23 protein-coding genes and 1 pseudogene are annotated in these 24,796 nt (G+C 72.6%); 7 read left to right on the forward strand and 17 right to left on the reverse strand.

Features of this window, described 5'->3' with window-relative positions; translation table 11 throughout:
* Nucleotides 1–212, forward strand: a pseudogene (locus FXF68_RS36180) (hypothetical protein); the annotation flags it as partial.
* Between the two features lie 163 nt (nucleotides 213–375).
* Here FXF68_RS36180 and FXF68_RS36185 read toward each other — a convergent pair.
* The 5 genes from FXF68_RS36185 to FXF68_RS36205 all read right to left on the reverse strand — a co-directional run bounded on the left by FXF68_RS36185 (nucleotide 376) and on the right by FXF68_RS36205 (nucleotide 5,553).
* Nucleotides 376–1,863, reverse strand: a complete 1,488-nt coding sequence (locus FXF68_RS36185) for a bifunctional aminoglycoside phosphotransferase/ATP-binding protein (RefSeq protein ID WP_222870262.1) — start codon at nucleotides 1,861–1,863, stop codon at nucleotides 376–378.
* Between the two features lie 5 nt (nucleotides 1,864–1,868).
* Nucleotides 1,869–2,288: a CBS domain-containing protein gene (locus FXF68_RS36190; protein ID WP_187438290.1), complete on the reverse strand. Its 420-nt coding sequence runs from the start codon at nucleotides 2,286–2,288 to the stop codon at nucleotides 1,869–1,871.
* Between the two features lie 434 nt (nucleotides 2,289–2,722).
* Nucleotides 2,723–3,931, reverse strand: a complete 1,209-nt coding sequence (locus FXF68_RS36195; protein ID WP_148767350.1) for an arginine deiminase — start codon at nucleotides 3,929–3,931, stop codon at nucleotides 2,723–2,725.
* Between the two features lie 12 nt (nucleotides 3,932–3,943).
* Nucleotides 3,944–5,320, reverse strand: a complete 1,377-nt coding sequence (locus FXF68_RS36200; RefSeq protein WP_148767351.1) for an amino acid permease — start codon at nucleotides 5,318–5,320, stop codon at nucleotides 3,944–3,946.
* 29 nt (nucleotides 5,321–5,349) lie between these two features.
* On the reverse strand, nucleotides 5,350–5,553 hold the full coding sequence (locus FXF68_RS36205) for a hypothetical protein (RefSeq protein WP_148767352.1): 204 nt from the start codon (nucleotides 5,551–5,553) through the stop codon (nucleotides 5,350–5,352).
* Nucleotides 5,554–6,054: 501 nt separating this feature from the next.
* Between FXF68_RS36205 and FXF68_RS36210 the strand changes: the two genes are divergently transcribed.
* Nucleotides 6,055–8,748, forward strand: coding sequence for a cation-translocating P-type ATPase (locus tag FXF68_RS36210; protein WP_148767353.1), 2,694 nt, complete (start codon nucleotides 6,055–6,057; stop codon nucleotides 8,746–8,748).
* Nucleotides 8,749–8,907: 159 nt separating this feature from the next.
* On the opposite strand, the gene FXF68_RS36215 is transcribed toward FXF68_RS36210, so the two are convergent.
* The 6 genes from FXF68_RS36215 to FXF68_RS36235 all read right to left on the reverse strand — a co-directional run bounded on the left by FXF68_RS36215 (nucleotide 8,908) and on the right by FXF68_RS36235 (nucleotide 12,950).
* On the reverse strand, nucleotides 8,908–9,339 hold the full coding sequence (locus FXF68_RS36215) for a hypothetical protein (RefSeq protein ID WP_148767354.1): 432 nt from the start codon (nucleotides 9,337–9,339) through the stop codon (nucleotides 8,908–8,910).
* Between the two features lie 40 nt (nucleotides 9,340–9,379).
* Nucleotides 9,380–9,541, reverse strand: a complete 162-nt coding sequence (locus FXF68_RS42830) for a hypothetical protein (protein ID WP_187438291.1) — start codon at nucleotides 9,539–9,541, stop codon at nucleotides 9,380–9,382.
* Nucleotides 9,542–9,967: 426 nt separating this feature from the next.
* Nucleotides 9,968–10,309: an STAS domain-containing protein gene (locus tag FXF68_RS36220; protein WP_148767355.1), complete on the reverse strand. Its 342-nt coding sequence runs from the start codon at nucleotides 10,307–10,309 to the stop codon at nucleotides 9,968–9,970.
* A gap of 99 nt (nucleotides 10,310–10,408) precedes the next feature.
* A complete protein-coding gene (locus tag FXF68_RS36225; RefSeq protein ID WP_222870263.1) occupies nucleotides 10,409–11,170 on the reverse strand; it encodes an FAD:protein FMN transferase in 762 nt (253 codons plus the stop codon).
* Nucleotides 11,163–11,582 (reverse strand): FMN-binding protein, encoded by a 420-nt coding sequence (locus tag FXF68_RS36230; RefSeq protein ID WP_148767356.1) that lies wholly within the window; start codon nucleotides 11,580–11,582, stop codon nucleotides 11,163–11,165. Before FXF68_RS36230 ends, FXF68_RS36225 begins: the two co-directional genes overlap by 8 nt.
* Nucleotides 11,583–11,594: 12 nt before the next feature.
* Nucleotides 11,595–12,950 (reverse strand): ferredoxin reductase family protein, encoded by a 1,356-nt coding sequence (locus FXF68_RS36235; protein WP_148767357.1) that lies wholly within the window; start codon nucleotides 12,948–12,950, stop codon nucleotides 11,595–11,597.
* Nucleotides 12,951–13,136: 186 nt separating this feature from the next.
* Here FXF68_RS36235 and FXF68_RS36240 point away from each other — a divergent pair, with 186 nt between their 5' ends.
* The 5 genes from FXF68_RS36240 (at nucleotide 13,137) to FXF68_RS36260 (ending at nucleotide 18,859) form a co-directional block, all read left to right on the forward strand.
* Nucleotides 13,137–13,808, forward strand: coding sequence for a response regulator transcription factor (locus tag FXF68_RS36240; RefSeq protein WP_281292256.1), 672 nt, complete (start codon nucleotides 13,137–13,139; stop codon nucleotides 13,806–13,808).
* Nucleotides 13,805–15,256 (forward strand): sensor histidine kinase, encoded by a 1,452-nt coding sequence (locus tag FXF68_RS36245; RefSeq protein ID WP_148767359.1) that lies wholly within the window; start codon nucleotides 13,805–13,807, stop codon nucleotides 15,254–15,256. Before FXF68_RS36240 ends, FXF68_RS36245 begins: the two co-directional genes overlap by 4 nt.
* Before the next feature lie 31 nt (nucleotides 15,257–15,287).
* Nucleotides 15,288–16,208, forward strand: coding sequence for an ABC transporter ATP-binding protein (locus FXF68_RS36250; protein ID WP_246179132.1), 921 nt, complete (start codon nucleotides 15,288–15,290; stop codon nucleotides 16,206–16,208).
* Entirely contained in the window at nucleotides 16,205–17,851 is a 1,647-nt protein-coding gene (locus FXF68_RS36255; RefSeq protein ID WP_148767360.1) for a hypothetical protein, read from the forward strand. The genes FXF68_RS36250 and FXF68_RS36255 overlap by 4 nt, the downstream gene beginning before the upstream one ends.
* 159 nt (nucleotides 17,852–18,010) lie before the next feature.
* Entirely contained in the window at nucleotides 18,011–18,859 is an 849-nt protein-coding gene (locus tag FXF68_RS36260; RefSeq protein WP_246179133.1) for a universal stress protein, read from the forward strand.
* Between the two features lie 139 nt (nucleotides 18,860–18,998).
* On the opposite strand, the gene FXF68_RS36265 is transcribed toward FXF68_RS36260, so the two are convergent.
* From FXF68_RS36265 to FXF68_RS36290, 6 genes are read right to left on the reverse strand one after another with little or no spacing between them, the layout of a single operon-like run.
* Entirely contained in the window at nucleotides 18,999–20,129 is a 1,131-nt protein-coding gene (locus tag FXF68_RS36265) for a 4Fe-4S dicluster domain-containing protein (protein WP_148767362.1), read from the reverse strand.
* Entirely contained in the window at nucleotides 20,126–20,587 is a 462-nt protein-coding gene (locus FXF68_RS36270) for a hydrogenase maturation protease (protein WP_222870264.1), read from the reverse strand. Before FXF68_RS36270 ends, FXF68_RS36265 begins: the two co-directional genes overlap by 4 nt.
* The gene (locus tag FXF68_RS36275) at nucleotides 20,584–21,879 is read right to left on the reverse strand and encodes a Ni/Fe hydrogenase subunit alpha (protein WP_148767363.1); all 1,296 of its coding nucleotides are present in this window, start codon (nucleotides 21,877–21,879) and stop codon (nucleotides 20,584–20,586) included. The genes FXF68_RS36270 and FXF68_RS36275 overlap by 4 nt, the downstream gene beginning before the upstream one ends.
* Nucleotides 21,863–22,708, reverse strand: a complete 846-nt coding sequence (locus tag FXF68_RS36280) for an NADH-quinone oxidoreductase subunit B family protein (RefSeq protein WP_148767364.1) — start codon at nucleotides 22,706–22,708, stop codon at nucleotides 21,863–21,865. Before FXF68_RS36280 ends, FXF68_RS36275 begins: the two co-directional genes overlap by 17 nt.
* A 2-nt stretch (nucleotides 22,709–22,710) precedes the next feature.
* Entirely contained in the window at nucleotides 22,711–23,556 is an 846-nt protein-coding gene (locus FXF68_RS36285) for an FAD/NAD(P)-binding protein (RefSeq protein WP_148767365.1), read from the reverse strand.
* On the reverse strand, nucleotides 23,553–23,975 hold the full coding sequence (locus FXF68_RS36290) for a Crp/Fnr family transcriptional regulator (protein WP_148767366.1): 423 nt from the start codon (nucleotides 23,973–23,975) through the stop codon (nucleotides 23,553–23,555). Before FXF68_RS36290 ends, FXF68_RS36285 begins: the two co-directional genes overlap by 4 nt.
* Between the last annotated feature and the right edge of the window lie 821 nt (nucleotides 23,976–24,796).

Below are 24,796 nucleotides of genomic sequence, written 5' to 3' on the forward strand. Positions count from 1 at the left end.
GGATGCGGATCGCCGCCGTGGCGGGCGCCGCGCTGCTGGTCATGATGTGGTCGGCCGTCCTGCCCCCGGCCAACAACCCGTTCATGGACGACCACCTGATCTACGCGCTGCTGATCGTCGGCCTGGCGCTGGTCGGCGCGGGCGAGACCCTGGGCCTCGGACGCTGGTGGGGCGGCACCCGCCTCGTCCAGCGCCTCCCGATCCTGAAGTAACACCCCGAATGCCGAAAGGGCGCCCACCTACGTGGACGCCCTTTCGCCGTGCCCACGAGTCATGGGCTGGGTCAGTGATCGAACGCCCCAAAGCCACTTGCTTGCTGAGCAAGTGGCTTTGGGTGTTCGACGTCCTCTCGGTATGGAGGTTGCCCGCTGTCGGTTAGTCGGGGGAGAGGGTGGGGCGGCGGGGCCAGAGGTGTTGCGCGCCGTGGGGGCGGATGACGGTGAGGGCCTGGGCGATGGCGTCGGTCAGTGCTCCGGCGGCGTCGATCGTGGTGGCTTCGGGCCAGGGCGCGGCGTGGGCGCGCATGGCGGCGGCGATGGCGCTGTCGGCGTCCGAGGCGTTCCCCGTACGGTTGCGGATGCGTTCGAGGGTGAGTGTTTCCGGGGCCTCGCAGCGCAGGGATGACAGGGCCGCGTGTTCCCGTTCGGCTGTCGCGGCGAGGAGGTCGCGGTGTTCCTTGGAGGTCCAGGAGGCATCCAGGATGACCGTCTCGCCTTGGCGGAGCAGCTTCGCGGCGCGGTCGGCGAGCTCGTGGTAGGTGCGTCCGTCCCATTCCTGGGTGTAGATGCCGGTGTTGTAGGGGGCGGCCGCGGGATCGAGAGGGGCGAGTCCGGCGAGTTCCTTGCGGGTCCGGTCGCTGCTCAGCAGTGAGCAGCCGAGCCGGTCGGCCAGGGCGCCGGCCAGGGTGCTCTTGCCGGTGCCGGGGAGGCCGCCCACCAGGATGAGGCCGACCCGGCCCGCGCGCAGATGGCGGAGTGCGATGGCGGCATAGGCGCGTGCCTCGGCGGCGGCGTCGGGGTCGCCCTGGGCGTGGCGCAGGCAGGCGACCTTGGCGCGGACGAACGCCCGGTAGCCGGTGTAGTGGTGGCGCAGCGACGGCGGTGCGGGGTCGGCGGCGAACTCGGCGTACCAGGTGATGAAGCGTTCGGCGAGTTCGGGCGCGTCGAGGCGTTCGAGGTCCATGGCGAGGAAGGAGGCGTCGTCGAGTCCGTCCAGGCTGCGGAGTTCGTCGTCGAACTCCAGGCAGTCGAGGATGCGCGGGCCGTCATCGAGGCAGAAGACGTCGTTCGCCAGGAGGTCGCCGTGTCCGTCGACGACGCGGCCGCCTGCGATGCGCGCGTCGAAGAGGGGCTCGCGTCCGGCGAGGAACTCGGCGGCGAGTTCCTCGATCTCGGCGGCCGTCTCGGCTGCGATCACCTCGCCGTGGAAGGGGCGCACTTGCTGGAAACTGTCGTTCCAGCGGGCCCGCAATGCGTCGCGGGTGCCCTGGGCGGAGATCGCGGCGTCGCGGGGTGCGCGGGCATGCCAGGAGGCGACGATCCGCGCGGTGTCGCGGAGCGCGTCGGCGACCGGCGCGCCGTCCCGCACGAGCGTGGCCAGGCGGCGGTCGGCGGGCATCCGCCGCATCACGACCAGATGGTCGCACACTCGCCCGTCGGGGCCGAGCACGTCGGACACGCCGAGGTACACGTCGGGGGCGAACCGCCGGTTCAACTCGACCTCCCGGTGGCAGGCCCGTGCGCGCAGCTCACGGGTGCTGAAGTCCAGGAAGCCCAGGTTCACCGGCTTCTTGAGCTTGTAGGCGCGGTCGCCGACGAAGACGACGACGCCGATGTGGGTCTCGGTGACGGCAGCACTGTCCACCGACTTCACGCCCTCGGGTAGGAGGTGGGACGGGTGTCGTCGTGGTCGTAGGCGAGGTCGCGGACGACCTCGTCGCGGATCTCGGCGTCGGAGCGGTGGAACGCCCGCAGCAGGTCGCGGCGGGCCACGATGCCGGCCGGCCGCCCGTCATCGCCGACGACCGGCAGGGCGGCCCTCGCCTTGGCGTCGGTCCGGGCGTGCCGCCGTGGCCAGTGCGGTCGGGGTCCGGCCTCGCCCTTGCGCTCCTGCTTGTGGAGCAGGTCGGCCTCGGTGACGATGCCGGTGAGGCGATCGTCGCCGTCCACGACGGGGACCGCGCTGATGCGGTGCTCGGTCATCGCGTCGGCGATCTCGGCGAACGGGGCGTCCTCCGTCACCGTCACGACAGCCCTGGTCATGACGTCTGCGACGGTCAGGCGTTTCATGGCTCTCTCCTCCCAGATGCGCGGCGACTCACGAGGTCTGGCGGGGACGCGGCTGTACATCAGGGCATCCCCGCACCACCGGAACGGCGTGGCCGCCGAGCAGAGCTGTGTTCGGCACGGCCTGCATCGGTGACCTCCTCGGTTACCTCCACCGTCGCGTTCGGGCGGGTCGGCGGGTCAGTGCCGAGCGTCCCGTGCGGCCGGGACCTTCGGCCTCCGTCACCGGACGGCGCTGGCCGAACGGCCCGACCCGATGACGTCCCTTCCCCCGTACCCGGCACCTTCGGCTCTTACCTGCGGAAACGAGGCGACCTACGCCGTGCCCGTTCTCCGTCCGGGGTGCCCATGGTTGGCGAAGTACATCGGCACGATCTGGTGGGTGAGCAGGTGGCCTGCGGACCTGAGGTCGCCGGCGGCGAGGTCGGCATGCCTATTTATGGGGTCACCTCGTCGCGTTGGAGGGGGCAGCTCATGCAGCGGGGGCCGCCGCGGCCGCGTCCGAGTTCGCCGCCGGGGATGGTGATGACCTCGATGTCGTGGTGGCGGAGCATCGTGTTGGTGGTGACGTTGCGTTCGTAGGCGACGACGACGCCGGGTTCGACGGCCAGGACGTTGTTGCCGTCGTCCCACTGCTCGCGTTCGGCGGCGCGGACGTCCTGCTCGGCGGTGAGGAGGTGGACGCGGGGCAGGCCCAGCGCGCGGGCGATCGCGGGGAACAGCGCCTCGTTCTCGTGGACGCAGACCTCCTCGCCTCTTCCACGGGTGAGGGTGTAGGAGCGCAATGGCGGCAGGCCGGGGTAGATGGTGAAGGTGTCGCGGTCGACCATGGTCAGGACGGTGTCCAGGTGCATGAAGGCGCGGCGGCGCGGCAGTTGGACGGCGATGACGCGCTGCACCGTCCCGGTGGTGAACAGGCGCCGGGCGAGCAGTTCGATGGCCTGCGGGGTGGTGCGCTCGCTCATCCCGATCAGGACCAGGCCGTCCTCAAGGACATGGATGTCGCCGCCTTCGATGGTGGGCAGCGCGAAGTCGCCGCCCGAGTACCAGACGGGGATGCCGCCGCCGGTGAACATGGGATGGTGGCGGTAGATGGCGTCGAGATGGACGGTCTCGCGGCGCCGCGCGGGTTTCGCCATCGGGTGGAGGGTGACGCCGCGTCCGATCCAGGCGGACGGGTCGCGGGTGAACAGGTGGTTGGGCAGCGGCGGCAGGACGAAGTCGCCGTCCTCCAGGGAGGACAGCAGCAGGCTGTGCACGGCCAGGCCGAGTTCGGCCTTGGTGATCCCGCCGATCAGGTGGCGGGTCATGGTCTCGGGGTCCATGTCGTCCAGCGCATCCCGGACCGGCGTGGCCAGAGTCGGGCCGAGAGCTACCTCCGACGTGGTGGCGTCAAGAATCTGGGTGCGGGCTTCGTCGCTTTTGAGGGTTTCGGCGAGCAGGTCGGACAGGTAGTGGACCTGGACGCCGCGTTCGCGGAGGGCGTCGGCGAACACGTCGTGTTCCTGGCGGGCGCGTTTGGCCCACAGGACCTCGTCGAAGAGCAGGTCGTCCTTGTTGTCGGGGGTGAGGCGGAGCAGTTCCAGGCCGGGACGGTGCAGCAGAACCTGCCGCAGCCGTCCGACCTCGGAGGAGACGGTGAACACGGAACGTTCCTTTCAGGCGGCTTGCGCGGGCGGTTCGGGCTCGTCGGCCTGTGTGGTCTCCACCGCTTGGGCGGGGACGTGCTGGTCGCGGTATTTCAGCCAGGCGTAGACCGGCATCCCGGCGAAGATCAGCAGGGTGCCCTTGAAGACGACCTCCTGGCCCGCGCCGCCGATCGCCCACACCGAGTACCCGAACGCCAGCAGCGCGACGACGGCCGAGCGGGTCAGGCGACCGCGAGAGAACGCGGGACGGTCGGTGGCCAGCAGCACCAGCTCGGCGGCGGCCGCATACGCATAAGGGATGACGGTGGTGAGGGTGGCCAGCAGGATGATGAAGGTGAACTGGTCGACCAGGCTGGCGTTGTAGTTCAGCAGCATCAGCCCCGACACCAGGACGCTGGACACCACCAGTCCGACGATCGGGGTGCCGCCGCGTCCGGTGCGGGCGAAGGCGCGGGGGAACAGGCCGTCGCGGGCGGCGGCGAACGGGATCTGGCCCTGCAACAGGATCCACCCGTTCAGCGCGCCGAACGCGCTGATCGCCGCCCCGGCCGCGACCAGGTCGGCGGCCCAGCCGCCGAACGCGGCGTCGGCGGCGTCGGCGAACGGCGCGGTCGAGGTCGCGAGCGCCGCCGCCGGGACCAGGCCCAGGACCGCCACGGTCCCGAGGATGTAGATCAGCGCGGTGACGGCCGTCCCGGCGACGGTGGCGCGCGGGACGTTCTTCTCCGGGTCCTTCACGTCCTCGGCCGGGACGGTCGCCGACTCCAGCCCGATGAACGCCCACAGCGTCAACGCCGCCGCCCCGGTCACCGCGCCGAACGCGCTGTCCCCGCTGGCATTGAACTCGCCGAAGTTCCCGGACCTGATGAAGAACAGCCCGCCGACCGCGATCAGCAGCAACGGCACCAGCTTGATGACCGTCGTGACCACCTGCACCGCGCCGCCTTGGCGGACCCCGTAGGCGTTGACGGCGGTCAGCAGCCAGATCGTCGCCACGCCCACTCCGGCCGCCAGGATCTTGTTGTCGGCTAGTTCGGCCCAGAAGTGGGCCGTGTATCCGACGAACGCGACCGCGATGGCGGCGTTCCCCGCCCACACTGCGATCCAGTACCCCCAGGCCGTCTGGAACCCGACGAAATCCCCGAACGCCCTGCGCGCGTACGCGTACGGGCCGCCGGTCCGCGGATAGGCCCGGGACAATCGCGCGAACACCAACGCCAGCAGGATCGCTCCGGCCGCGGTGAACCCCCACGCCACCAGGCTGATCGGCCCGTACTCGGCCAGCGAGGCGGGCAGCAGGAACACCCCCGACCCGATCATGTTGCCCACCACCAGGGCCGTGGCCATCCACAGCCCCAGCTTCCGGTGGGCCGGTCGCACGCTCATGGCAGGCCTCCTTCTCGTCACGCTCTTCGTCAAGCCGGGGCGGCGCCGCATGTATGCGCGCGCCGCGCCGCCGGGGCCGCCTCGCCGTCGCCGGGGGAGTCCAGGGGGGTGCCCTCCACGGCGGCGGCGAGCAGGCGGGTCGCTTCGGTCAGCGCGGCGACCTGCCGCTCCAGCGCCGCCACACGGTGTTCGAGGACCAGGACCGGGGACTCGGGGATGATCTGCCTTGCCATCGCGACGCTCCTCCGCGTCGGCGCGCCGCCCGTTGCGGACGCTCTGCCGATCCCAGCGTCCGCCGCGCGGCCGCCCGTCCGTAGGGACCTTTGTCCCGGCGCGGGCGGCTTCCGTCCCTCATCCGAGTTGTCCTGGACCGCCGTGGGCCGACGCCCAGAAGAACGGGACCATCGCCCCTCAGCGCGAGCGTCCCGGCGCATGATCATGGCGTCACGGGGCGGGACCCCGGATGGGATCCGGGCGGGCGGCACTCGGACGATGCCCCGGCGTCCCGCCCTCCAGCGCGTGGTTGTCGGCGCGGGGACGAAGGTCCCGGCGGGCGGTGACTTTGAGGTGCTGGTCTGTGCGGATCTCCAGACCGACTCTGAGGAGTGGGAAGAGGGCGGTCTGAGCCGCGTGGCGGCTTGAGCGCGCGGTGGAACGCCGGCGCTCGCGTCCGCTTCACGCGCCGTCGCGCATGTGATCCCTGCCTGCGCCGCCTCCGCTGATGGGAGACCTCCGTGCGAAACCACCGTCCAGGCACCGGGCACTCCGCCGGCTCCGGCACCGATACGGCCACGACGACCACCGATCCGCGCGAGCCCCTCCCGCTGCTCCGCAAGGAACTGCACACGGGCGACCGGGGACTGTCGGAACGCGAGGCCGCCCGGCGGCTGGCCGTGTACGGGCCGAACCAGGTCCGAAGGCGTGAGAAGCGGTCTCTCGCGCGTCTGTTGTCGGCTCAGCTCCTGCATCCCCTGGCGCTGCTGCTGTGGGGCGCGGGTGCGCTGGCGTTCGTGGCCGGGATGCCGGTGCTGGGTTGGGCGATCCTGGCCGTGATCGTGATCAACGCCGTGTTCGCGCTGCTGCAGGAGCATCAGGCCGAGCGCGCGGTCGAGGCGCTGGCCGCGTACTTACCCGAGCGGGCCGACGTCGTCCGGGACGGACGACGGCAGGCGGTGGAGGCGGCCGAACTCGTCCCGGGCGACCTTCTCGTCCTGGAGGAGGGGGACAAGATCCCCGCTGACGCCCGGTTGACCGAGGGCGCGCTGGAGATCGACCTGTCGATGCTGACCGGCGAGTCCGCGCCGGTGGAACGGGTGGCGGCCCCGTCGGAGCAGGGCGTCGCCCTGGTGCATGAGCCGAACCTGGTCTTCTCCGGGACGACCTGTACAGGGGGAGAGGCGCAGGCGATCGTGTTCGCGACCGGCGGGCACACCGAACTCGGCCGCATCGCCGCGCTCAGCCAGCGCGCCCCGCGCCGGGACAGCCCGCTGGAGACGCAGGTCAAGAAGGTCGCCTGGTTGATCGCGGCGGTGGCGGTCGGGATGGGCGCGGTGTTCCTGCTGATCGGCGCGCTGGTCGGCCTGCCGCTGACGGACGCGCTGATGTTCGCGATCGGGCTGCTGGTCGCCAACGTCCCCGAGGGGCTGCTGCCGACCATCACGTTGGCGCTGGCGGTCGGCGTCCGGGTCCTGGCGAAGCAGGGTGCGGTGGTCAAGCGGCTCAGCGCGGTCGAGACGCTCGGCTCCACCAATGTCGTCTGCACCGACAAGACCGGCACGCTCACCCAGAACCGGATGCGGCTCCAGGCGCACTGGACCCCGCGAACCGGCATCGCCTCCGGCACGCCGCCCGCCGAACTGGCGCGCGCGATGAGCGAGTGCACCACGGTCTCCTACGACGAGAACGGCGAGTTGCGGGGCGATCCGACGGAGATCGCACTGGTCGAGGGAAGCGGGCCGGATCTGCCCGCGTGCCTCGCGGCCCGGGACGGCCGCCGCCGCGCGCTGTTCCGGTTCGACGCGCGGCGGCGGCTGATGTCCACCGTCGCCGAGCACGACGGCCGTCTCGTCGTCTACGTCAAGGGTGCGCCCGAGGCCGTCCTGGCCCGCACGTCCGGCGTTGACCGCGACGCGGTCATGGCCGTGGTCGCCGACCTTGCCCATCGCGGGTTGCGCGTCCTCGCGGTCGCCGTGCGGGACCTGCCGCCCGGCGCCGACGCGCCGGCCCGCCGGGAGGACGCCGAGACCGGGCTCCGTTTGCTCGGGCTCGCCGGGCTGTACGACCCGCCGCGCCCGGAGGTCGCCGAGGCCGTGCGCCGCTGCCACGACGCGGGCCTGCGCGTCCATATCGTCACCGGCGACAACGGCGCCACCGCGGCCGCCGTCGCGGCGGAGGTCGGCATCGGCGTCCCCCGGCTGCGCGTGGTCGCCGAGTCCGAACAGATCCACGACCACGAGCTGGACGAGCTGGTCACCGGCGACGCCGAGATCGTCTTCGCCCGGTCCTCCCCGGAGACCAAGCTGAAGGTGGCCGACGCGCTGCGCGCGCACGGCCGGATCGTGGCGATGACCGGGGACGGCGCCAACGACGCGCCCGCCCTGCACCAGGCCCACATCGGCGTGGCGATGGGACGCTCGGGCACCGACGTGGCCCGCGAGGCGTCCACGATGGTGCTCACCGACGACGACTTCGCCACCATCGTCACCGCGATCGAGTCCGGCCGCAGGGTCTACGACAACGTCCGCAAGTTCATCCTGTACATCTTCGCGCACGCCGTTCCCGAGATCGTCCCGTTCCTGGTCTTCGCGCTCAGCGGCGGCCTGGTGCCGCTGCCGCTGACCGTCCTGCAGATCCTCGCGATCGACCTCGGCACCGAGACCCTTCCGGCGCTGGCGCTGGCGCTCGGCCGCGAGCCCGCCGAGCCCGGCATCATGGACCGGCCGCCGCGCCCGTCGTCCCAGGGGGTCATCTCCCGCGACATGCTGGTCCGCGCATGGGGCTACCTCGGCCTGATCTCCGCCGCGCTGGTCATGTCGGTGTTCTTCTACGTCCTGTGGCGTGCGGGCTGGCATCCCGGCGATCCCATCGGCGACGGCGCCGCCTTGCACCACGCCTACCTGACCGCCACCACGGCCACGTTCGCCGGGCTGGTCACCTGCCAGATCGGCACCGCCATGGCCGCCCGCACCGACCACGCGTCCCTGCGCCAAGTGGGGCTGACCACCAACCCGCTCCTGCTGGCCGGCATCGCCTTCGAACTGCTCTTCGCCGCCGCCCTCATCTACCTACCGCCCCTGCAACACCTGTTCGGCACCGCCGCCCTTCCCTGGGACGTCCTGGCGATCATCGCCGCGTTCCCCGTCATCGTCTGGGGCGCCGACGAACTCCGCCGCCGTCACCGCCGCCGCGCGCACGTGGACAAGCCATGAGAAGTCTCTGCCAGGCGTGACACCGTTGCTGGTCGGCTCGCCCGCGAGAGAAGTGCGGCGGAGTGGACGGCGATGATTGCCGCCGCTCCGGTAATGGGGTCGCGTACGGCTTTTAAGTAGCCTTCGGCCAGGGTGGGCAACACGGCGGGAACCGAATTGTCAGCCGCCGCCGGGCGGCTGCGTGGGCGGGTTTCCGTTGCCCTCGGCGAGGTGCGGGAGTACGGAGGTCATGAGGCCGTCGAGCCAGGCGAGCGCGGCCGCGCAGGCCGTGCGCGTGCCCGCGACTCCCGAGTGCTCGTCGAGCGGCGGGAGCAGCTTGCGCACCTCCTCGGCCAACGGCGGGGACACCGAGCGGAGCACCTCGTCCCGCAGCACGTTGAACATCGTGGCCGCCCGGTGCGCGGCCGCCTCGTCGGCGGCGTCGGCGTGCAACTGCTCGTTCACGGCGGTGAGCAGCCGCCAGGTGCGCAGCAGCCGGATGGGCGCTGTGACCTCGCAGCCGTTGCGGGCCTCGCGGCCGCCGCCGATCGGGATGCTCCTGCGCGGGAACTCCGAGACGGAGCGGTTGGGCGGCTCGTGCCGGGCGTTCATGTCGCCTCCTGGCATTGGTGACCCCGAGTGGGCCGGCGATTCAGGGCAGGCGGACGTGGCCGTTGCGGGCCTTCCAGAGGAAGTACTTCTCGAAGGCGAGCTTGGCCGCGTGCGCCTGGGGGCCGGGGATCAGCACGCCCGCCTTGCGTGGCGGGAGCATGCGGTCGGCGAGGGTCATGACGCCGTTGTTGCCCGCGTCCATGACGCAGACGGCGGGGATATCGCCGAAGCTCTTGCGATGCGTCTGCTCCTCGCCGCGGATTGTCGAGCTCGGTGCGCTTGCCGAACGGCATCCAGATCAGCGAGGGATTGAACAGGAACCGGTCGGACGCCGACACCACGGTGACGTCGACGTCGCCGTCCAGGGCGTGCTTGACGCTGATCGCCGCGGTCAGCCCGCCGAAGTTCCCACCGAGGACCAGGACCGTCTTCCGCATCGCGCTCACCTTCTCCCGCACGGGCCTGCACTTTCAGACTCGCGGAGCGCGGCCGGCCCGGGTACGCGCGAAGGTCCCTTCCGGGAAGGACGTTCGGTCCTTCAGACCGAGGGACGGCCACGCCGCGCCCCGTCGCGTGCGACGGTCACGCGGGCGGTTCGGGAGCAGGGACATTTCGCGCAGTGGACCTCTCAAGGGGCCGATCGCGCGAAGGTGCGGTCGAGGCCGGTGATCCGCAGGATCTTGGCCATCTGCGGACGGACGCCGGTCAGTGTGATCCTGCCGCCGCGGCGGCGGGCGGCCTGGTCCGCCTCGACGAACGCCGCCAGGCCGCGGGCGTCGCAGAACGTCAGGAAGGAGACGTCGACGACGACGTCCGGGCCTCGCTCGTCGATCAAGTCGGCCAGTTCCAAGCCGAAGGCGGCGGCGGACGCGATGTCGAGCTCTCCAGAGGCGATCAGGCGCGGTGGACCACCGTTGTTCTTGACCAGGGTGGCGAACTGCTCGCACTGGCGCTGCCGAATGGCGCCCATGACGGTTCCTCCCCGAGGGCCTTCGCGTATCTCAAGGCTCTCGTATCGCCGGGAGCACCGACAGGGACGTTGGTCCCGGCTATTTCCGCCAAAGTCCGTTCAGGACGCGGCGAGGAGGCCGTCGAAGCCGGGGGTGCACCAGGTGGACCGGTCGGCGGCCACGGCGAGCGCTTCGATCCGAGGGTGCGCTTCCGCCCATGTTCGTGCGGCCTCGCCCATGACGAACGCGGCGGTGGCGAGCGCGTCGACCTCGGTGAGGTGGCGTCCGGTGAGGGTGATGGACGCCATGCCGGTGCTCGGGCGTCCCGTGCGCGGGTCCACGATGTGGGCGCCGCGCTCGGCGGTGCCCGAGGTGGCGATGGCGAGGTCGCGTCCCGAGACGACGGCGATGAGCCGCGACCGGTCGTGCGGGTCGGCCAGTCCGATCCGCCATGGCTCGCCGGGGGCGGCCTCCCCGCGCAGTTGGAGGTCGCCGCCGCCGTTCACATAGTGGTCGCGCGCACCCGCCCGGTGCAGGATGTCGGACGCACGCTCGATCGCCCACCCCTTCACCAGCCCGCTCGGATCCAGTCGGCCGCCCGGTTCGGCGGTGAACGCGCCGCCGGTGGCGTGCCCGATCTCCGCGCAGAGCCGCAGGACCTCGGCGACCTCGGGATCACACGCGTCGACGTCCGTGCGGCCCTCGGCCAGCCGCGTGATCTGGCTGTCGGGACGGTACGGCGAGAACACCCGGTCGACGTGGTGCAGCCAGGCGACGGCCTGGGCGAGCGCAGCGGTCACGGACGGCGAGCGGGGTGCGCGGACGACGAAGGAGAACACCGTTCCCATCGCGTGCTCGACGTGGCGGATCGGCTCAACCATGGGCGCGGTCCAAGGCGCTCTGCAGGGACGTGATGTAGCCGTCGCTGGTGTAGGAGGCGCCGGACACCGCGTCGATGTGCGCGCTGCCCGCCGCGAGCGCCTCGCGGGTCAGGCGCGGCAGCGACATGGCGGCGATCTCCCGGTCCCGGCCGCTCTCCGACGGGGACTTCAGGACCCGGACGGCCGCCAGGCGGCCGCCCGACATCGTGATCTCGACCTGGACGGGCCCGTACTTCGTCTCGACGCTGTCTCCCCGGTAGGCGCCGTCCGCGGGACCGCCGGCGCGGGTCGTCGGGCCGCCTTCGGGGGCGGGCGGCGGCGTCGCGAGGACCGCCGCGCGGTGCGGCTTGGCCGCCAGGAGCAGGGTGACGCCCGCCAGGGTGGCGCCCGTCGTGATCAGCATTCGGCGCATGGGCACCGCCTCTCAGAGCTCGAACGATTCGGTGCGGACGTGGCGGCGCCGCACGCCCGCCTGCCGCAGCCCGCGCAGCGCCGCCGCCGTCATGCCGGGCGGCCCGCACAGGTAGACGTCCCGGTGCCGCAGGTCGGGGACGACCGCCCGCAGCGCCCGGCCGGTCAGCGGCAGGGAGTACCCGGACGGCTCGTCCACGTAATAGAGGGCGCGGGCGCCGCGGACGCGGGCGATGGCGTCCAGCTCGTCGCGCAGCGCCAGGTCCTCCGGGCGGCGGGCGAGGTAGATGAGGGTCACGTCGCCGGGCAGGGTCTCGAACAGCGTCCGCAGCGGGGTGATGCCGACGCCTCCGGCGATCAGCAGGGACCGGTCGTGGTGCGGCCGTGCCCCGGTGAACCCGCCATAGGGCCCCTCCGCCCACACCCGGGTCCCGGGACGCAGCCGGGCCAGGGCCGCGCTGTGGTCCCCGGCGGCCTTCACGGTGATCCGGAGCCGGTGCCCGCGGGGCGGTTCGGACAGCGAGTAGGGGTTGGCCGTCCACCACAGGCCGGGCGCGAGGAACCGCCAGCGGAAGAACTGCCCGGGCTCGGCGGTGAGCCCGTCCAGGCCCCGCCCGGTCATGTAGACCGAGACGACGCCGGGCGCGACGGGCTCGACGGCCCTCACCCGCAGGTCGTGCCGGAGCCCGCGCACGACAGGTGTCACGAACCGGAACCACACGAGGACGACGGCGACCCCGATGTACAGGGCGTACCAGGCCGCCCTCGCCCAGGCGTCCCCGGCGAACTGGGCGCCGTTGGCGAGCTGGTGCGAGAACGCCAGGAAGATCGCCAGGTAGGTCGCGAAATGCAGGTAGTGCCATACCTCGTACCGGAGCCGACGCCGCGCCGCCCGGGCCGAGGTGATCCCGACGCCGAGCAGCAGGACGAACCCGAGCGTGCCCTTGAGCATCTCCGGATAGTCGAGGACGACGGTCGTGGTCTCGCTGACGACGCTCGTCCGGGCGGTCACGGCGTAGCCCCAGATGATCAGCAGGACGTGCGCCGCGGCGAGGCCCAGGGTGTAGCGTCCGCCCGCCGCGTGCCAGCGGGCCAGCCGGTCGGTGCCGACGCCCCGCTCCAGCGCGGGGATCCGCGCCATCAGCGCCAGCAGGACGGCGCATCCGTAGCCCGCGAGGAGGCCGGTGACGCGGCCGGCCTCGGTCAGCCAGCCGTCCAGGCCCACGATCGGGCCGGTGCTCCGCCACCACAGCGCGAGGACCAGGGCCGCGCCGATGTAGACGAGTACCTGCGGCCACCCGGACGGCACGCGCGCCGACCGCCGTGCGGGCGGAGCGGGCCGCATGACGTCGTACCTGGTAGTGGTCATGGCGGCCACCCTGCCAACGCGATTTCTGCGTTTCCTCTGACATCATGGAGAACGGGCGCCCTCAGAGCCTTCTCAGAGGAAACACACAGGTGAGAGAGGGATGCTGGCGGCACCATGACCAATCCTGATTCCGGGGAGGCCACGGGCCTCCGGAGGGCCGACGGCACGCCTGTCCGGGTGCTCGTCGTGGACGATGAGCCCGACTTGGCGGAGGTGTTGTCCCGCGCGCTGGCGCTGGAGGGGTGGACGGTCCGTACCGCCGGGGGTGGTGCCGAGGCGCTGGCGGTCGCCGCCGACTTTCGTCCGGACGCCGTCGTGCTGGACGTGATGCTCCCCGACATCGACGGTTTGGGCGTCCTGCATCGTCTGAGAGCGGACGCGCCTGAGGTGTGCGTGTTGTTCCTCACCGCCCGCGACGCCGTCGAGGACCGTGTGGCCGGGCTGACGGCGGGCGGGGACGACTATGTCACCAAGCCGTTCAGTCTGGAGGAGGTGCTGGCCAGGCTGCGCGGGCTGCTGCGCCGGGCGGGCATGACGCGCCGGGCCGACGCGACCCGCCTGATTACGGTCGGCGCGCTCACGATGGATGAGGACGCGCGGGAGGTGACCCGCGACGGGCAGCTCGTTGATCTGACTCCGACCGAGTTTGAGTTGCTGCGGTTCCTGATGCGCAATCCGCGCCGGGTGTTGAGCAAGGCGCAGATTCTGGATCGGGTCTGGAACTACGACTTCGGCGGTCAGGCGCACGTCGTGGAGCTGTACATCAGCTATCTGCGCAAGAAGATCGACGCGGGCCGCCCCCCGATGATCCACACCGTCCGCGGTGTTGGGTACGTCCTGAAGGCGGAGACTAGGTGACGGGTCCGCGGTCGTTGTGGGCGCGGCTCACTGCCGGGCTCGTGCTGCTGCTGGCGCTGAGCTGCCTGGCGGTGGGGATCGCGACGACGACGGCGCTGGGCCGGTTCCTGGTGGGCCGGTTGGACGACCAGCTCACCGCGTCCGGCGGCCGGTTCCCGGCGAGCCTGGAGCACGAACGGCGCAAGGACAACGACAACGGTCCCGACACCCGCGGGCAGGCGTCGGGGACGTTCGGCGCGCGCCTGTTCGGGCGGACGGTGACGGCGGCGGCGGTGATCCGGGGCGACTCCGACCGGGCGGTGCCCCTCACGGCCGCCGACCGCCGCGCCCTGGCCGACCTGCCCGCCGACGGCCGGGGACGATCTCTCTCCCTGTCCGCCTTGGACGACTATCGGATGGCGGCGGTGCCGGGCGATGACGGCGACGTCCTGGTCACCGGCCTGCCGTTGCGGCCTGCCGAGGACACGCTGCACCGGGTCGTGCTGGTCGAGGTCATCGTGTTCGCGGCCGTGCTGGCCGCCGCCGGTATCGCGGCGGCGGTCATGGTCAGGCTGACGTTGCGTCCGTTGCGGCGGGTCGCGGCGACCGCGTCGCGGATCACCGAGCGGCCCCTGGCCAGCGGGCAGGTGGCGATGCCCGAGCGGGTCCCCGACACCGATCCGCGCACCGAGGTCGGACGGGTCGGCGCCGCCCTGAACCGGATGCTCGGCCACGTGGAGAACGCCCTGGCCCGGCGGCAGGCCAGCGAGGAGCGGCTGCGCCGCTTCGCCGCCGACGCCAGCCACGAACTGCGCACCCCGGTCGCCGCGATCCGCGGCCACGCCGAACTGGCCCTGCGCACCGCCGAACCCGTCCCACCCGAGGTGACCCGGGCACTCGGGCGCATCGAGGCCGAATCGGTCCGGATGGCCGACCTCGTCGACGATCTGCTGCTGCTGGCCCGCCTGGACGCCGGCCGCCCGCTGGACACCCGCCCGGTCGACCTGACCCGCATCGTCCTGGACGCCACCGCCGACGCCCGCGCCACCGGACCCCGACACCGCTGGGAACTGGTCCTGCCCGCACAACCCGTCACCGTCACCGGCGACGCCCGCAGCCTCCACCAACTCATCGCCAACCTGCTCGCCAACGCCCGCACCCACACACCCCCCGGCACCCACGTCACCGTCAAACTCACCACCACCGGCGACACCGTCGTCCTCGACGTCCAAGACAACGGCCCAGGCGTCCCCGAACAACTACGCGAAGAGATCTTCCACCGCTTCGTCCGCGCCGACCAAGGCCGCTCACGCACCTCAGGCAGCACCGGCCTCGGCCTGGCCATCGTCCAAGCGGTCGCCACCGCCCACCACGGCCACGCCGAACTCGCCGATGCGGAACACACGGTCTTCCGCGTCGTCCTTCCGCGAGCAGACGCCGGAGCAGGTGCCGAACGGCCGGATCCGTAAGGACCATTGGCCGCGGCCACGCGGTGATCTCGTGCATAGCGTCGAGAGCGAGGACGCGGGAGGCGCGATGGGCAGGGTGGCGATACGGACCGAGGGCCTGACGAAGCGATACGGGTCCGTCCTGGCGGTGGACTCGCTCGATCTCGAGGTCGGCCGGGGGGAGATCTTCGGCTTTCTGGGCCCGAACGGCGCCGGAAAATCGACGACCATCCGGCTGCTGCTGGGCCTCGCCCGGCCGACGGCCGGTCATGCGTGGATCATGGACGTGCCCGTCGGCGACGTCGAGCGGGCGCACCGCCACGTGGGCTACGTCGCCGGGGACGTCGCCGTCTGGCCGCAGCTCACCGGTTCGGAGACGCTGACCTACCTGGGGCACCTGCACGGAGATGTGGACGTGCCGTTCCGGGACGAGCTGATCGAGCGGCTCCGGTTCGACCCCGCCATGCGAGCCCGCTCCTACTCCAAGGGCAACCGGCAGAAGCTCGCGCTGATCGCGGCGCTGATGACAAGGCCGGACGTGCTGCTCCTGGACGAGCCGACATCCGGCCTGGACCCGCTGATGGAGGCCGAGTTCCAGTCGCTGGCCACAGAGGCCGCCGCCCGGGGGCAGACGGTGTTCCTGTCGTCCCACATCCTCGACGAGGTCCAGGACGTCTGCCACCGGGTGGCCATCCTCCGGGAGGGGCGGCTGATCGAGGTCGCCGCCCTGGAGGAGTTGCGCGCCCTCGGCGGGACGGTGCTGGAGGCGATCGTGGACGGGCCCGTCCCGGATCTCACCGGAGTGCCCGGGGTGACCGGGGTGGAGGCCGTCGACGGCGGGGTGCGGGTGTCGGTCACCGGCTCGCCCTCTCCCGTGCTGGCGCGGTTGAGCGCGTGCCCGCTGGTCCGGCTGCGCAGTCATGAACCGACGCTTGAAGAGATCTTCCTGAGCTATTACGAGGCGGAGAAATGACCAGGGCCGTGCCGGCGCGCCGCCTCGCGGCGCGACCGCGCATCGAAGGGCGCCGCACGGCGGGCGCCGGGGGCGCCTGGCTGACCGTCCGGCTCGTCCGGCGCGGGGTGGGCTGGCTTGCGGCGGCCATCGCCTTCTACGTCGTGGTGGAGGTCGCCACCTACGAGCGGACCTATCCCGACGCCGCGTCCCGGCGGAAGCTGGCGGCGCTGGCGGACGACCCGGCCGTGCGGATGCTGCAGGGCGTTCCGCACGCGGTCGAGACGACCGGGGGCTACATCGTCTGGGACGCGGGCTGGGTGCTGGCCGCGATCGTCGGCATCTGGGCGCTGCTGGCGGCGGGCCGCCTGCTGCGCGGCGAGGAGGAGTCCGGCCGTGCCGAGCTCGTCCTCGCCGCGCCGGTGCGTCCCGCCCAGATCGTGCGGGCGCAGTTCGCCGTGCTGGCGGGCGCGGCGGTCGTGGCGGGCGCCGCGGCGGGAGTCCCTTTGGCCCTGATGGGGACGGGCGTGGTCGGTTCGGTGCTGTTCGGGCTCGGACTCGCCGGATTCGCCGCGACGTCGGCCGGGGTCGCCGCCGTGGTCGCCCAGCTGTTCCAGGTGCGGCGGCGCGTGACGGGGGTGTCGGCCGCCGTGTTCGGCGTTCTGTTCCTGCTGCGGATGGCGGCCAACAGCGCCGACTCGCGCGGATGGTTGCGGTGGTTCACCCCGTTCGGCTGGCTGGACGAGCTGCACCCCTACCGGGACCCGAACTGGGCGGCGCTCGCCGTCTCACTGATCTTTCCCGTCGTCCTCGCCGCCGTCGCCGTCGTCCTGCGAACCCGGCGTGACGCCGGAGGCGCGCTGATCACAGAGCCGGATCATGCCAGGGCCCGGCTCCGGCTGCTCGGCGGACCCACCGCGTTCGCGTGGCGCGGCGGCCGCGGGATGCTCGTCGGCTGGCTGCTCGGCATCGCCGGGTACGCGTTCGTCGCCGGCACCCTGATCGCGACCGTCATCGACTTCGCCGCCGACGATCCGGACTACCGGCGCGTGCTCGAATCGCTCGGCTGGGACGCCGGGGACGTCGCCGACGGGTTCGTCGGCGCCATGGGCGTGCTGATCGGTCTGCTGATCGCGCTGTTCACGTGCTGGCGGATCGGCGCGGCCCGCGCCGAGGAGGCCGCCGGACGCCTCGACCACGTCCTCACCCGGCCCGTCACGCGCCGCCGCTGGCTCGGCGGGCACGTCCTGCTGACCCTGGCGTCCGCGCTGCTGCTCGCGTCGGCCGCCGCGGTCGCGATGTGGGCCGGCGCCGCCGCGACGAACGCCGACGTCGGCCTCGCCGACACGCTCGCGGCCACCCTCGCTCCGCTCCCGGTCGCCGCCCTGGCCACGGGTCTGGCGGTGCTGCTGTTCGGCGCGCGGCCACGGCTGACCGTGCCCGGTTCGGCGTCGGCGGCGGTCGCCGCCTACCTGATCGAGACGATCGGGCCCGCGTTGGACTGGCCGCGTCTCGTCCTTGACGCCTCGCCGTTCCACCACTTGGCCAACGTCCCGGCCGAACCGTTCAGGCCCGTCCCCGCGCTCGTCATGCTCGCCGCGGCGGCGCTGCTCACCGCGGCCGGCCACCTGCTCTTCGAGCACCGGGACCTCACCGGCGACTGACCCGCCGTGCTCTCAGGCTCGGGGGGCCTTCGGAGATGACTTTCGTCCCTTGGCCCGTGCCGGCGTGCGATGGAGCGTGGAAGGCGGTGGTCGTGCGCGTCGACGTGGCTTGGAGCGTCCGGCCGTACCGGGACGAAGCCAGCAACGGAGGAGGACATGATGTCTGAGCCGATCGTCGTCGGCATCGACGGTTCCGACGAGGCGGACCGTGCTCTGCGATGGGCCGCCGCGGAAGCCGTACTGCGGGAACGTCCGCTCCACATCGTCCATGCCGTGGAGAGCTGGCCCTACAAGGCGCCGGTGTTCGTGCCACCCGAGACGCCCGAGTACCTCGCCGGCGCTGGGCGCCGGGCCCTGACCGCCGCCAAGGAGAGCGTCCTGGAGCGGTGGCCGGGGCTGGCGACGACGACCGAGCTGGTCGTCGAGGAGGCGCCGCGGGTCCTGCGGGACCAGTCGGAGAAGGCGTTCGAGGTGGTGGTGGGCAGCCGTGGCCGCGGCGGGTTCGCCGGACTCCTCCTCGGGTCGGTGAGCATGCGCCTGGCGGGGCACTCGGCCGCCCCGGTCGTGATCGTGCGCGGTGACGCCGCCGACCGCGGCGAGGTCGTCGTCGGCGTCGACCTGGCCCGCGAGGCTTACGCGGTCCTCGACTACGCCTTCGACGCCGCGGCCGTCCGCGGCGCCCGGCTGCGGGTCGTCCATGCCTGGCAGAGCTTCGGCACGCTGGTGGAGGCGGGGCTGGTCATCGACGCCGAGCAGATCGAGTTGGACCTGCGGAACCAGGTCATGGCCGCGTACGGGCCCCTGCGCGCCAAGTATCCCCGGGTCGACGTCGTGGACGAGATCGTCCTGGAACACCCGGTGACGGCGCTGTCCAACGCCTCGCGCCACGCCCGTCTGGTGGTGGTCGGCGCCCGCGACCGGCGCTGGAACGCCCCTCGGCTCGGGTCGATCAGCCACGGCGTCGTCCACAACGGGCAGTGCCCGGTCGCCGTCGTCCCCCTCCACTGAACCCGGCTCCGTCCGCGGCCGCCTTCCTCATGCTGGCCGCCCGCCGCGGCTGCGCCGAACAGGACGGCCGCCGCCGCGCTGGTCGCCGGGCCGACGCCGGCGATGCGCAGGCCCGTGCGGGCGTCGGGCGGCTCGCGGCTCAGCCGGTGCTCTGGTCGGCGGCCTCGGCGGCCTCGGCGCGGAGCGCGGCGACCTCGACGGTGAGGTCGATCCCGACCGGGCACCACACGATGCACCGGCCGCAGCCCACGCAGCCGGACGAGCCGAACTGGTCGTGCCAGGTGCCGAGCTTGTGGGTGAGCCACTGCCGGTAGCGGCTCTTGGCGGACGCCCGGACGTCGCCGCCGTGCAGGTGGGAGAAGTCGGGGTCGAAGCAGGAGTCCCAGAGTTGCCACCGCTCGGCGTGGTCGCCGGTGAGGTCAGTGGTGTCGGTGACCCGCGTGCAGAAGCAGGTCGGGCACACCATGGTGCAGTTGCCGCAGCTCAGGCAGCGTTCAGCGACGTCGTCCCAGCGGGCGGCGTCCAGGCTGCCGGCCATCAGGTCGCGCAGGCCCAGGGCGGGCATCTCGCGGCCCATCCGCCCGGCCGCCGCCGTCACCTCGGCACGGGCCCGGTCCACGTCGCCGGGTTCGGCGGGCGCCGCGCCGATGCCGTCCAGGACGAGGGCGCCCGCGTCGGTGCCCACGTCCACGACGTATCGGAGGCCGTTGTCGCCGGTCAGCTCGGTCAGCGCGAGGTCGTAACCGGGGCCCGCCTGCGGGCCGGTGCCCATGGACGCGCAGAAGCAGGTCTCGCCGGGCTCGGTGCAGTTGACGGCGATGATGAACGCGCCGCCGCGGCGGGCGGCGTAGGACGGGTCGGTGTGGCGGCCGCCGGTCAGGACGCGGTCCTGGATGGCGATGGCACGCAGGTCGCAGGGCCGGACGCCGAGCAGCGCCAGTTGTTCCGGGGCGGGCGGCTGGTCCTTGACCTCGAAGCCGTCCTCGGTTCGGGTCGCCTCCCAGAGCTTGACCCTCGACCGGTGCAGGAAGGGCTTCCAGGACTGCGGCCCGGCCGCGTGGGCGAAGGCCGCGCCGTCGTCCCTGCGGCGCAGCCGGTAGCCGCCCGGGCTGAGCCTGACGCCCCATCCGTACGGCAGCCGGTCGATGGAGTCCAGTTCGGCGAGGACGATGGCTTCGTCGCGGACGGTCGGCCCGATGACGGTGTACCCGGCGCGGCGGAGCGCGTCGTAAAGAGGACCGAGGCCGGTCAGTTCCAATGTGGCGTTCATGATGGACGGCTCTCCTTCACGGCGGACGGGAGCGATGCGGCGATCCGGTCGGCGACAGCGGTGACGGCGGCGGCGACCCTCGGGGTCAGCCCGTGGCCGAGGTCGAAGTCGCGTCCCTCGATCGCGAGGACGCGCAGCCGCACGGGCATCTGCCCGACGGCGAGCCCGAGCGCGACGGCGTCGCCGAGCCCGAGGGCGTGACCGGTGACGGGACGCCGGGCGAGCGCCGCGGTCTCGGCGCCGAGGTCGTGGATCCGTCCGGGGACGGGCGGCTCGGCGCGGACCGCGTCCACGACGATCGCCAGGTCCGCCCCGGCCCACAGCGCGATGAGCCGGGCGGGCTCGCCGTCGGTCACCGCGAGCGTCGCGCCCACCCGGCCGCGCAGGGCCTCGATCACAGCCGGGCCCGCGCCGTCGTCGCGGCGGAAGTCGTTGCCGACGCCGATGACGATGGTCACGACCTGTCCACGGTGAGGTCGAGGAAGTGGGTGGAGCAGGAGATGCACGGGTCGTAGTTGCGGATCGCCTGCTCGCAGTGGTGGGTCAGGGCGTGGTCGTCCAGATGCAGGCGGGTCGCGACGAACCGGCGCATGTCGTCCTCGATGGCGGCCTGGTTCTGCGACGTCGGCGGGACGATCCGCGCGGCCCGGATGAGCCCGTCCGGGCCGAGGTCGTAGCGGTGGTAGAGGGTTCCGCGCGGTGCCTCGGTGACGCCGTGGCCGGTGCCCTCCCGTGGCGGCACCGGCACGGATGGGTAGGGCGGCGGCTCGTAGCCGTCGATGATCCGCAGCGCCTCGTCCACCGCGTAGACGATCTCGACGGCGCGGACCAGGACGCTACGGAACGGGTTGCGGCACTCGGCGCCGAGCCCGGCCCGGTCGGCGGCCTCCAGCGCCAGCGGCGACAGGCGGTCCCGGTTGAGGGAGTAGCGGGCGAGCGGACCGGTGAGGTACATGCCGCCGTCGGAGAAGCGGGCGTGCAGGGCGGTCGAGTGCGGGACCTGCTCCTCGACGATCCGCTCCTCGAATTCGGCGGCGGTGAAGGCGCGGCCGGCGCTGCTGCGGAGCGTCCCTCCCTCCAGCGGATACCGGTCGGCCGTCAGCGCGAGGTATTCGTGGTCGTGGGTGAAGTCGGGGAACTCGAACGCCGCCGCCCATTCCACGGTGGCGAGCGCGTCGTCGAGGGCCCGCCGGAGCGTCTCGGCGAGCGGGCCGAGTTCGGCGCGCTCGGGCGTCCGGTAGAAGCCGCCGACCCGGACGTTCACCGGATGGATCGCCCGGCCGCCGAGGACCTCCAGCAGCGTGTTCCCCGCCTTCTTCAGCCGCAGGCCGCGTTCGACGACGTCGCGGTGGTCGCGGGCGAGCTCGACCGCGCCGGGGTAGCCGAGGAAGTCGGGCGCGTGCAGCAGGTAGACGTGCAGGGCGTGGCTCTCGATCCACTCGCCGCAGTACAGCAGGCGGCGCAGGTCGCGCAGGACGCCGTCCACGGTCACGCCGCACGCCGCCTCGACGGCCTGGCAGGCGCTCATCTGGTAGGCGACCGGGCAGATCCCGCAGATCCTGGCCGTGATGTCGGGCGGTTCGGTGTGGGCGCGGCCGCGCAGGAACGCCTCGAAGAACCGCGGCGGCTCGTAGATGTCCAGGCGCACCTCCTCGACGTCCTGGTCGCGCACCCGGACGTACATCGCGCCCTCGCCCTCGACCCGCGCGAGCGCCCCGACCTTCAGCGTCCGGTCATTGCGATGCGTCATCGTCGGCCTCCCGATCGTCGGCCTCCCGCCCGGGCGGGAGCCGTCCGGCCTCCCGCACGGACGGCTCCTCGCGGAACGCGGAGACGTTGAAGGTGGACAGCACCCGGTGCGTCTCGTCCTCGGTCATGTCCAGCCACGGCAGCAGCGCGCGGGTGTTGGGTCTGGTCCCGCCCCATGCGGGGGAGGGGCCGAAGCAGCCGTAGCAGCCCCGCCCGTACGCGGGGCAGATCGCGCCGCAGCCCGCGTGGGTGATGGGCCCCAGGCAAGGAGTGCCGTGGGCGACCATCACGCAGACGTTCCCTCGGCTCTTGCATTCGAAGCACACGCTGTGGCGTGGGACGTCGGGTTCGCGTCCGGCGAGGTGGGCCGTCAGCACCTCCAGGAGCTGCCGGCGGTCGATCGGGCAGCCGCGCAGCTCGAAGTCCACCGGCACGTGCGCGGCGACGGGCGTCGAGTCGGCGAGGGCGGCGATGTATTCGGGACGCGCGTAGACCACGGACGCGAACTCCCGCACGTCGCCGAAGTTCCGCAGCGCCTGGACGCCACCGGCGGTCGCGCACGCCCCGATCGTGATCAGCTTCCGGGACACCGCCCGCACGTGCCGGATCCGGTCGAGGTCGGCGGGGGTCGTGATCGACCCCTCGACGAGCGAGACGTCGTACGGGCCGTCCCCGGCGGCGCTGGACGCCTCCAGGAAATGCGCGATCTCGATCCGCCCGGTGAGGGCGAGCAGCTCGTCCTCGCAGTCCAGGAGGGTGAGCTGGCAGCCGTCGCAGGAGGCGAACTTCCACACGGCGAGCGTCGGCCGTCCCGTCGCTACAGGTCCCATGGCTACAGCTCCCTGACGGTCATGAGCGGGACGGCCCGCTCGTACGGCACGACGGGCCCGTCCCGGCAGATCAGCAGCGGTCCGAGCTGGCAGTGCCCGCACCAGCCGAGCCCGCAGCGCATGTTGCGCTCCAGCGACAGCCGGACGTCCGCGGCGGGAGTCCCCAACCCGATGAACGCCTCCGCGGTGACGCGCATCATGACCTCCGGGCCGCAGACGAACGCGACGGCGCGGGCCGGATCGACGTCGGCGGCGCCCGCCAGCGAGGTGATCAGCCCGACGTGGCCCGTCCAGCCCGGGGCCGGGCGGTCCGCCGTGACCTCGACCTGTGCGCCGCGTGCCCGCCATGCGTCGAGCTCGCCGGTGAACAGCAGGTCGTCAGGGGTGCGGACGCCGATCAGGACCGCGATCCGGCCGAAGGCGTCCCGGTCGGCCAGTGCCCGCAGCACCACCGGCCGCAGCGGCGCGAGCCCGATCCCGCCCGCCGCGATCACGAGGTCGCGTCCGCGTGCCGAGCCCAGCTCCCAGCCGGTGCCGAACGGCCCGCGCAGCCCGAGGACCTGGCCCGGCCGCGTCCCGCACACGGCCCTGGTCACCGATCCCACGGCCCGGACGGTCTGCTCCAGCACCGGCCCCGTCCGGCTCACGGAGATCGGCACCTCGCCGACGCCGAACGCGTACATCATGGTGAACTGGCCGGGAGCGGGCTCCGGGATGGCCGCCGCGACGGGCTCCAAGGTCAGCGTCACCGTGTCGGCCGTCTCCGCGCGGCTCCGCGTCACCCGGTACGGGACGGGCGCCATCGGCGAGCCCTGCGGCGTCACCTGCCGTGCCGTCTGCGAGGTCATCGCACGTCCTCGGGATGCGCGTACAGGTCCAGCATCCGGACCCGGGTGGCTTCGAGCCGGTCCAGCATCACCGCCGCGAACCGCAGCGTCAGGTCATGGCCGAGCCGGGGGTCGGCGGCGCACAGCTCCCGCACACCCGGCCCGTCGAACTGGACGGTCCTCACCGGTTCCAAGGCGACGGCGCCGAACCTCCAGCGGTGCGGCGGAAACAGCCATGACCAGCCCAGCACCGCCGAGGCGGGCAGGGTCTCCACCACCACGGCGCCCCGGCCGGGCACCTGGAGGTCGAGCGCGACCCTGCCGGAGCGCAGCAGCCAGAACCGCTGGGCGGCTCCGCCTTCCTCGAAGAAGCGGTGCCCGGCCGGAACGTCCACGTCCTCGGCGGTCGTGGCCAGTGCGGCGAGGTGCGCATCGGGCATGCCGACGAAGAATCGCGCCTCTGCCAGAGTGCCGGCCGTGACGCCGCTCGTATGCTCCACCGGACCCGACCTCCTCTCGAAACGACTTCTGAACCGTCCCCGACCAGCACGACGCGGCCCATCCTCTCCGGGCACCTGGCACTTCCCACGGCGGCCGCGCCGACGAACAACCTCATGAGAACCCGGAACGCCAAGATCACCAAGGGACCAAGGTCCTTTCTCACCGCATCCGACCGCTTCATGCCCCGCCGACCTGGCGGCCGGGCCCGCGCTCGCCCGGAGCGGTGCTGCCGTTGTGTCGGCTGGTCAGCGACGGTTGCGTCAGGGAGGGCTCCCCGCTGCGGCTGCGACGTCGATCAGGACAACGCCGCCGAACACCAGCGGGCTGTGCGTGGAGGTCGAGCCGTCCGCCGCAGGGTGAAGGCGAAGGGCAGCATCGGCGTACGGCGCGGCGAAGCCGCCGGGCCGCCGCGCCCCTGCGCCGAGACGGTGGCAGTTCCGGCGGGCCGAGGGCCGAGTGCTCTCAGGCCGGGCGGTGGCGGCGCTGGTCGAGACGGTTCCAAGCCCGGTCCCGGGCGCGGTAGCGGCGGCGGTCCAGGCGGTGGCGCAACAGCAGGTAGTGGCGCAACAGGATGATCGCCGAACTCGACGCCGCGCCAGGTGACCTAGCGCCCGGCCACAACGGACCGATGTCTTCGCTGGAAATGTCCGAAGGTCCCGAATGAATCCGCCCACGGAACAGAGGGACGAACGTCCTTCGCCTCCGAGTGCGAAAGGCCCTGTGCCGCGGTCGGGACCGGAGAAAGGGTGAAGGTGATACC

It is taken from the genome of Actinomadura decatromicini, assembly GCF_008121305.1.
In the GTDB taxonomy this organism is placed as follows: Bacteria; Actinomycetota; Actinomycetes; order Streptosporangiales; family Streptosporangiaceae; genus Spirillospora; species Spirillospora syzygii.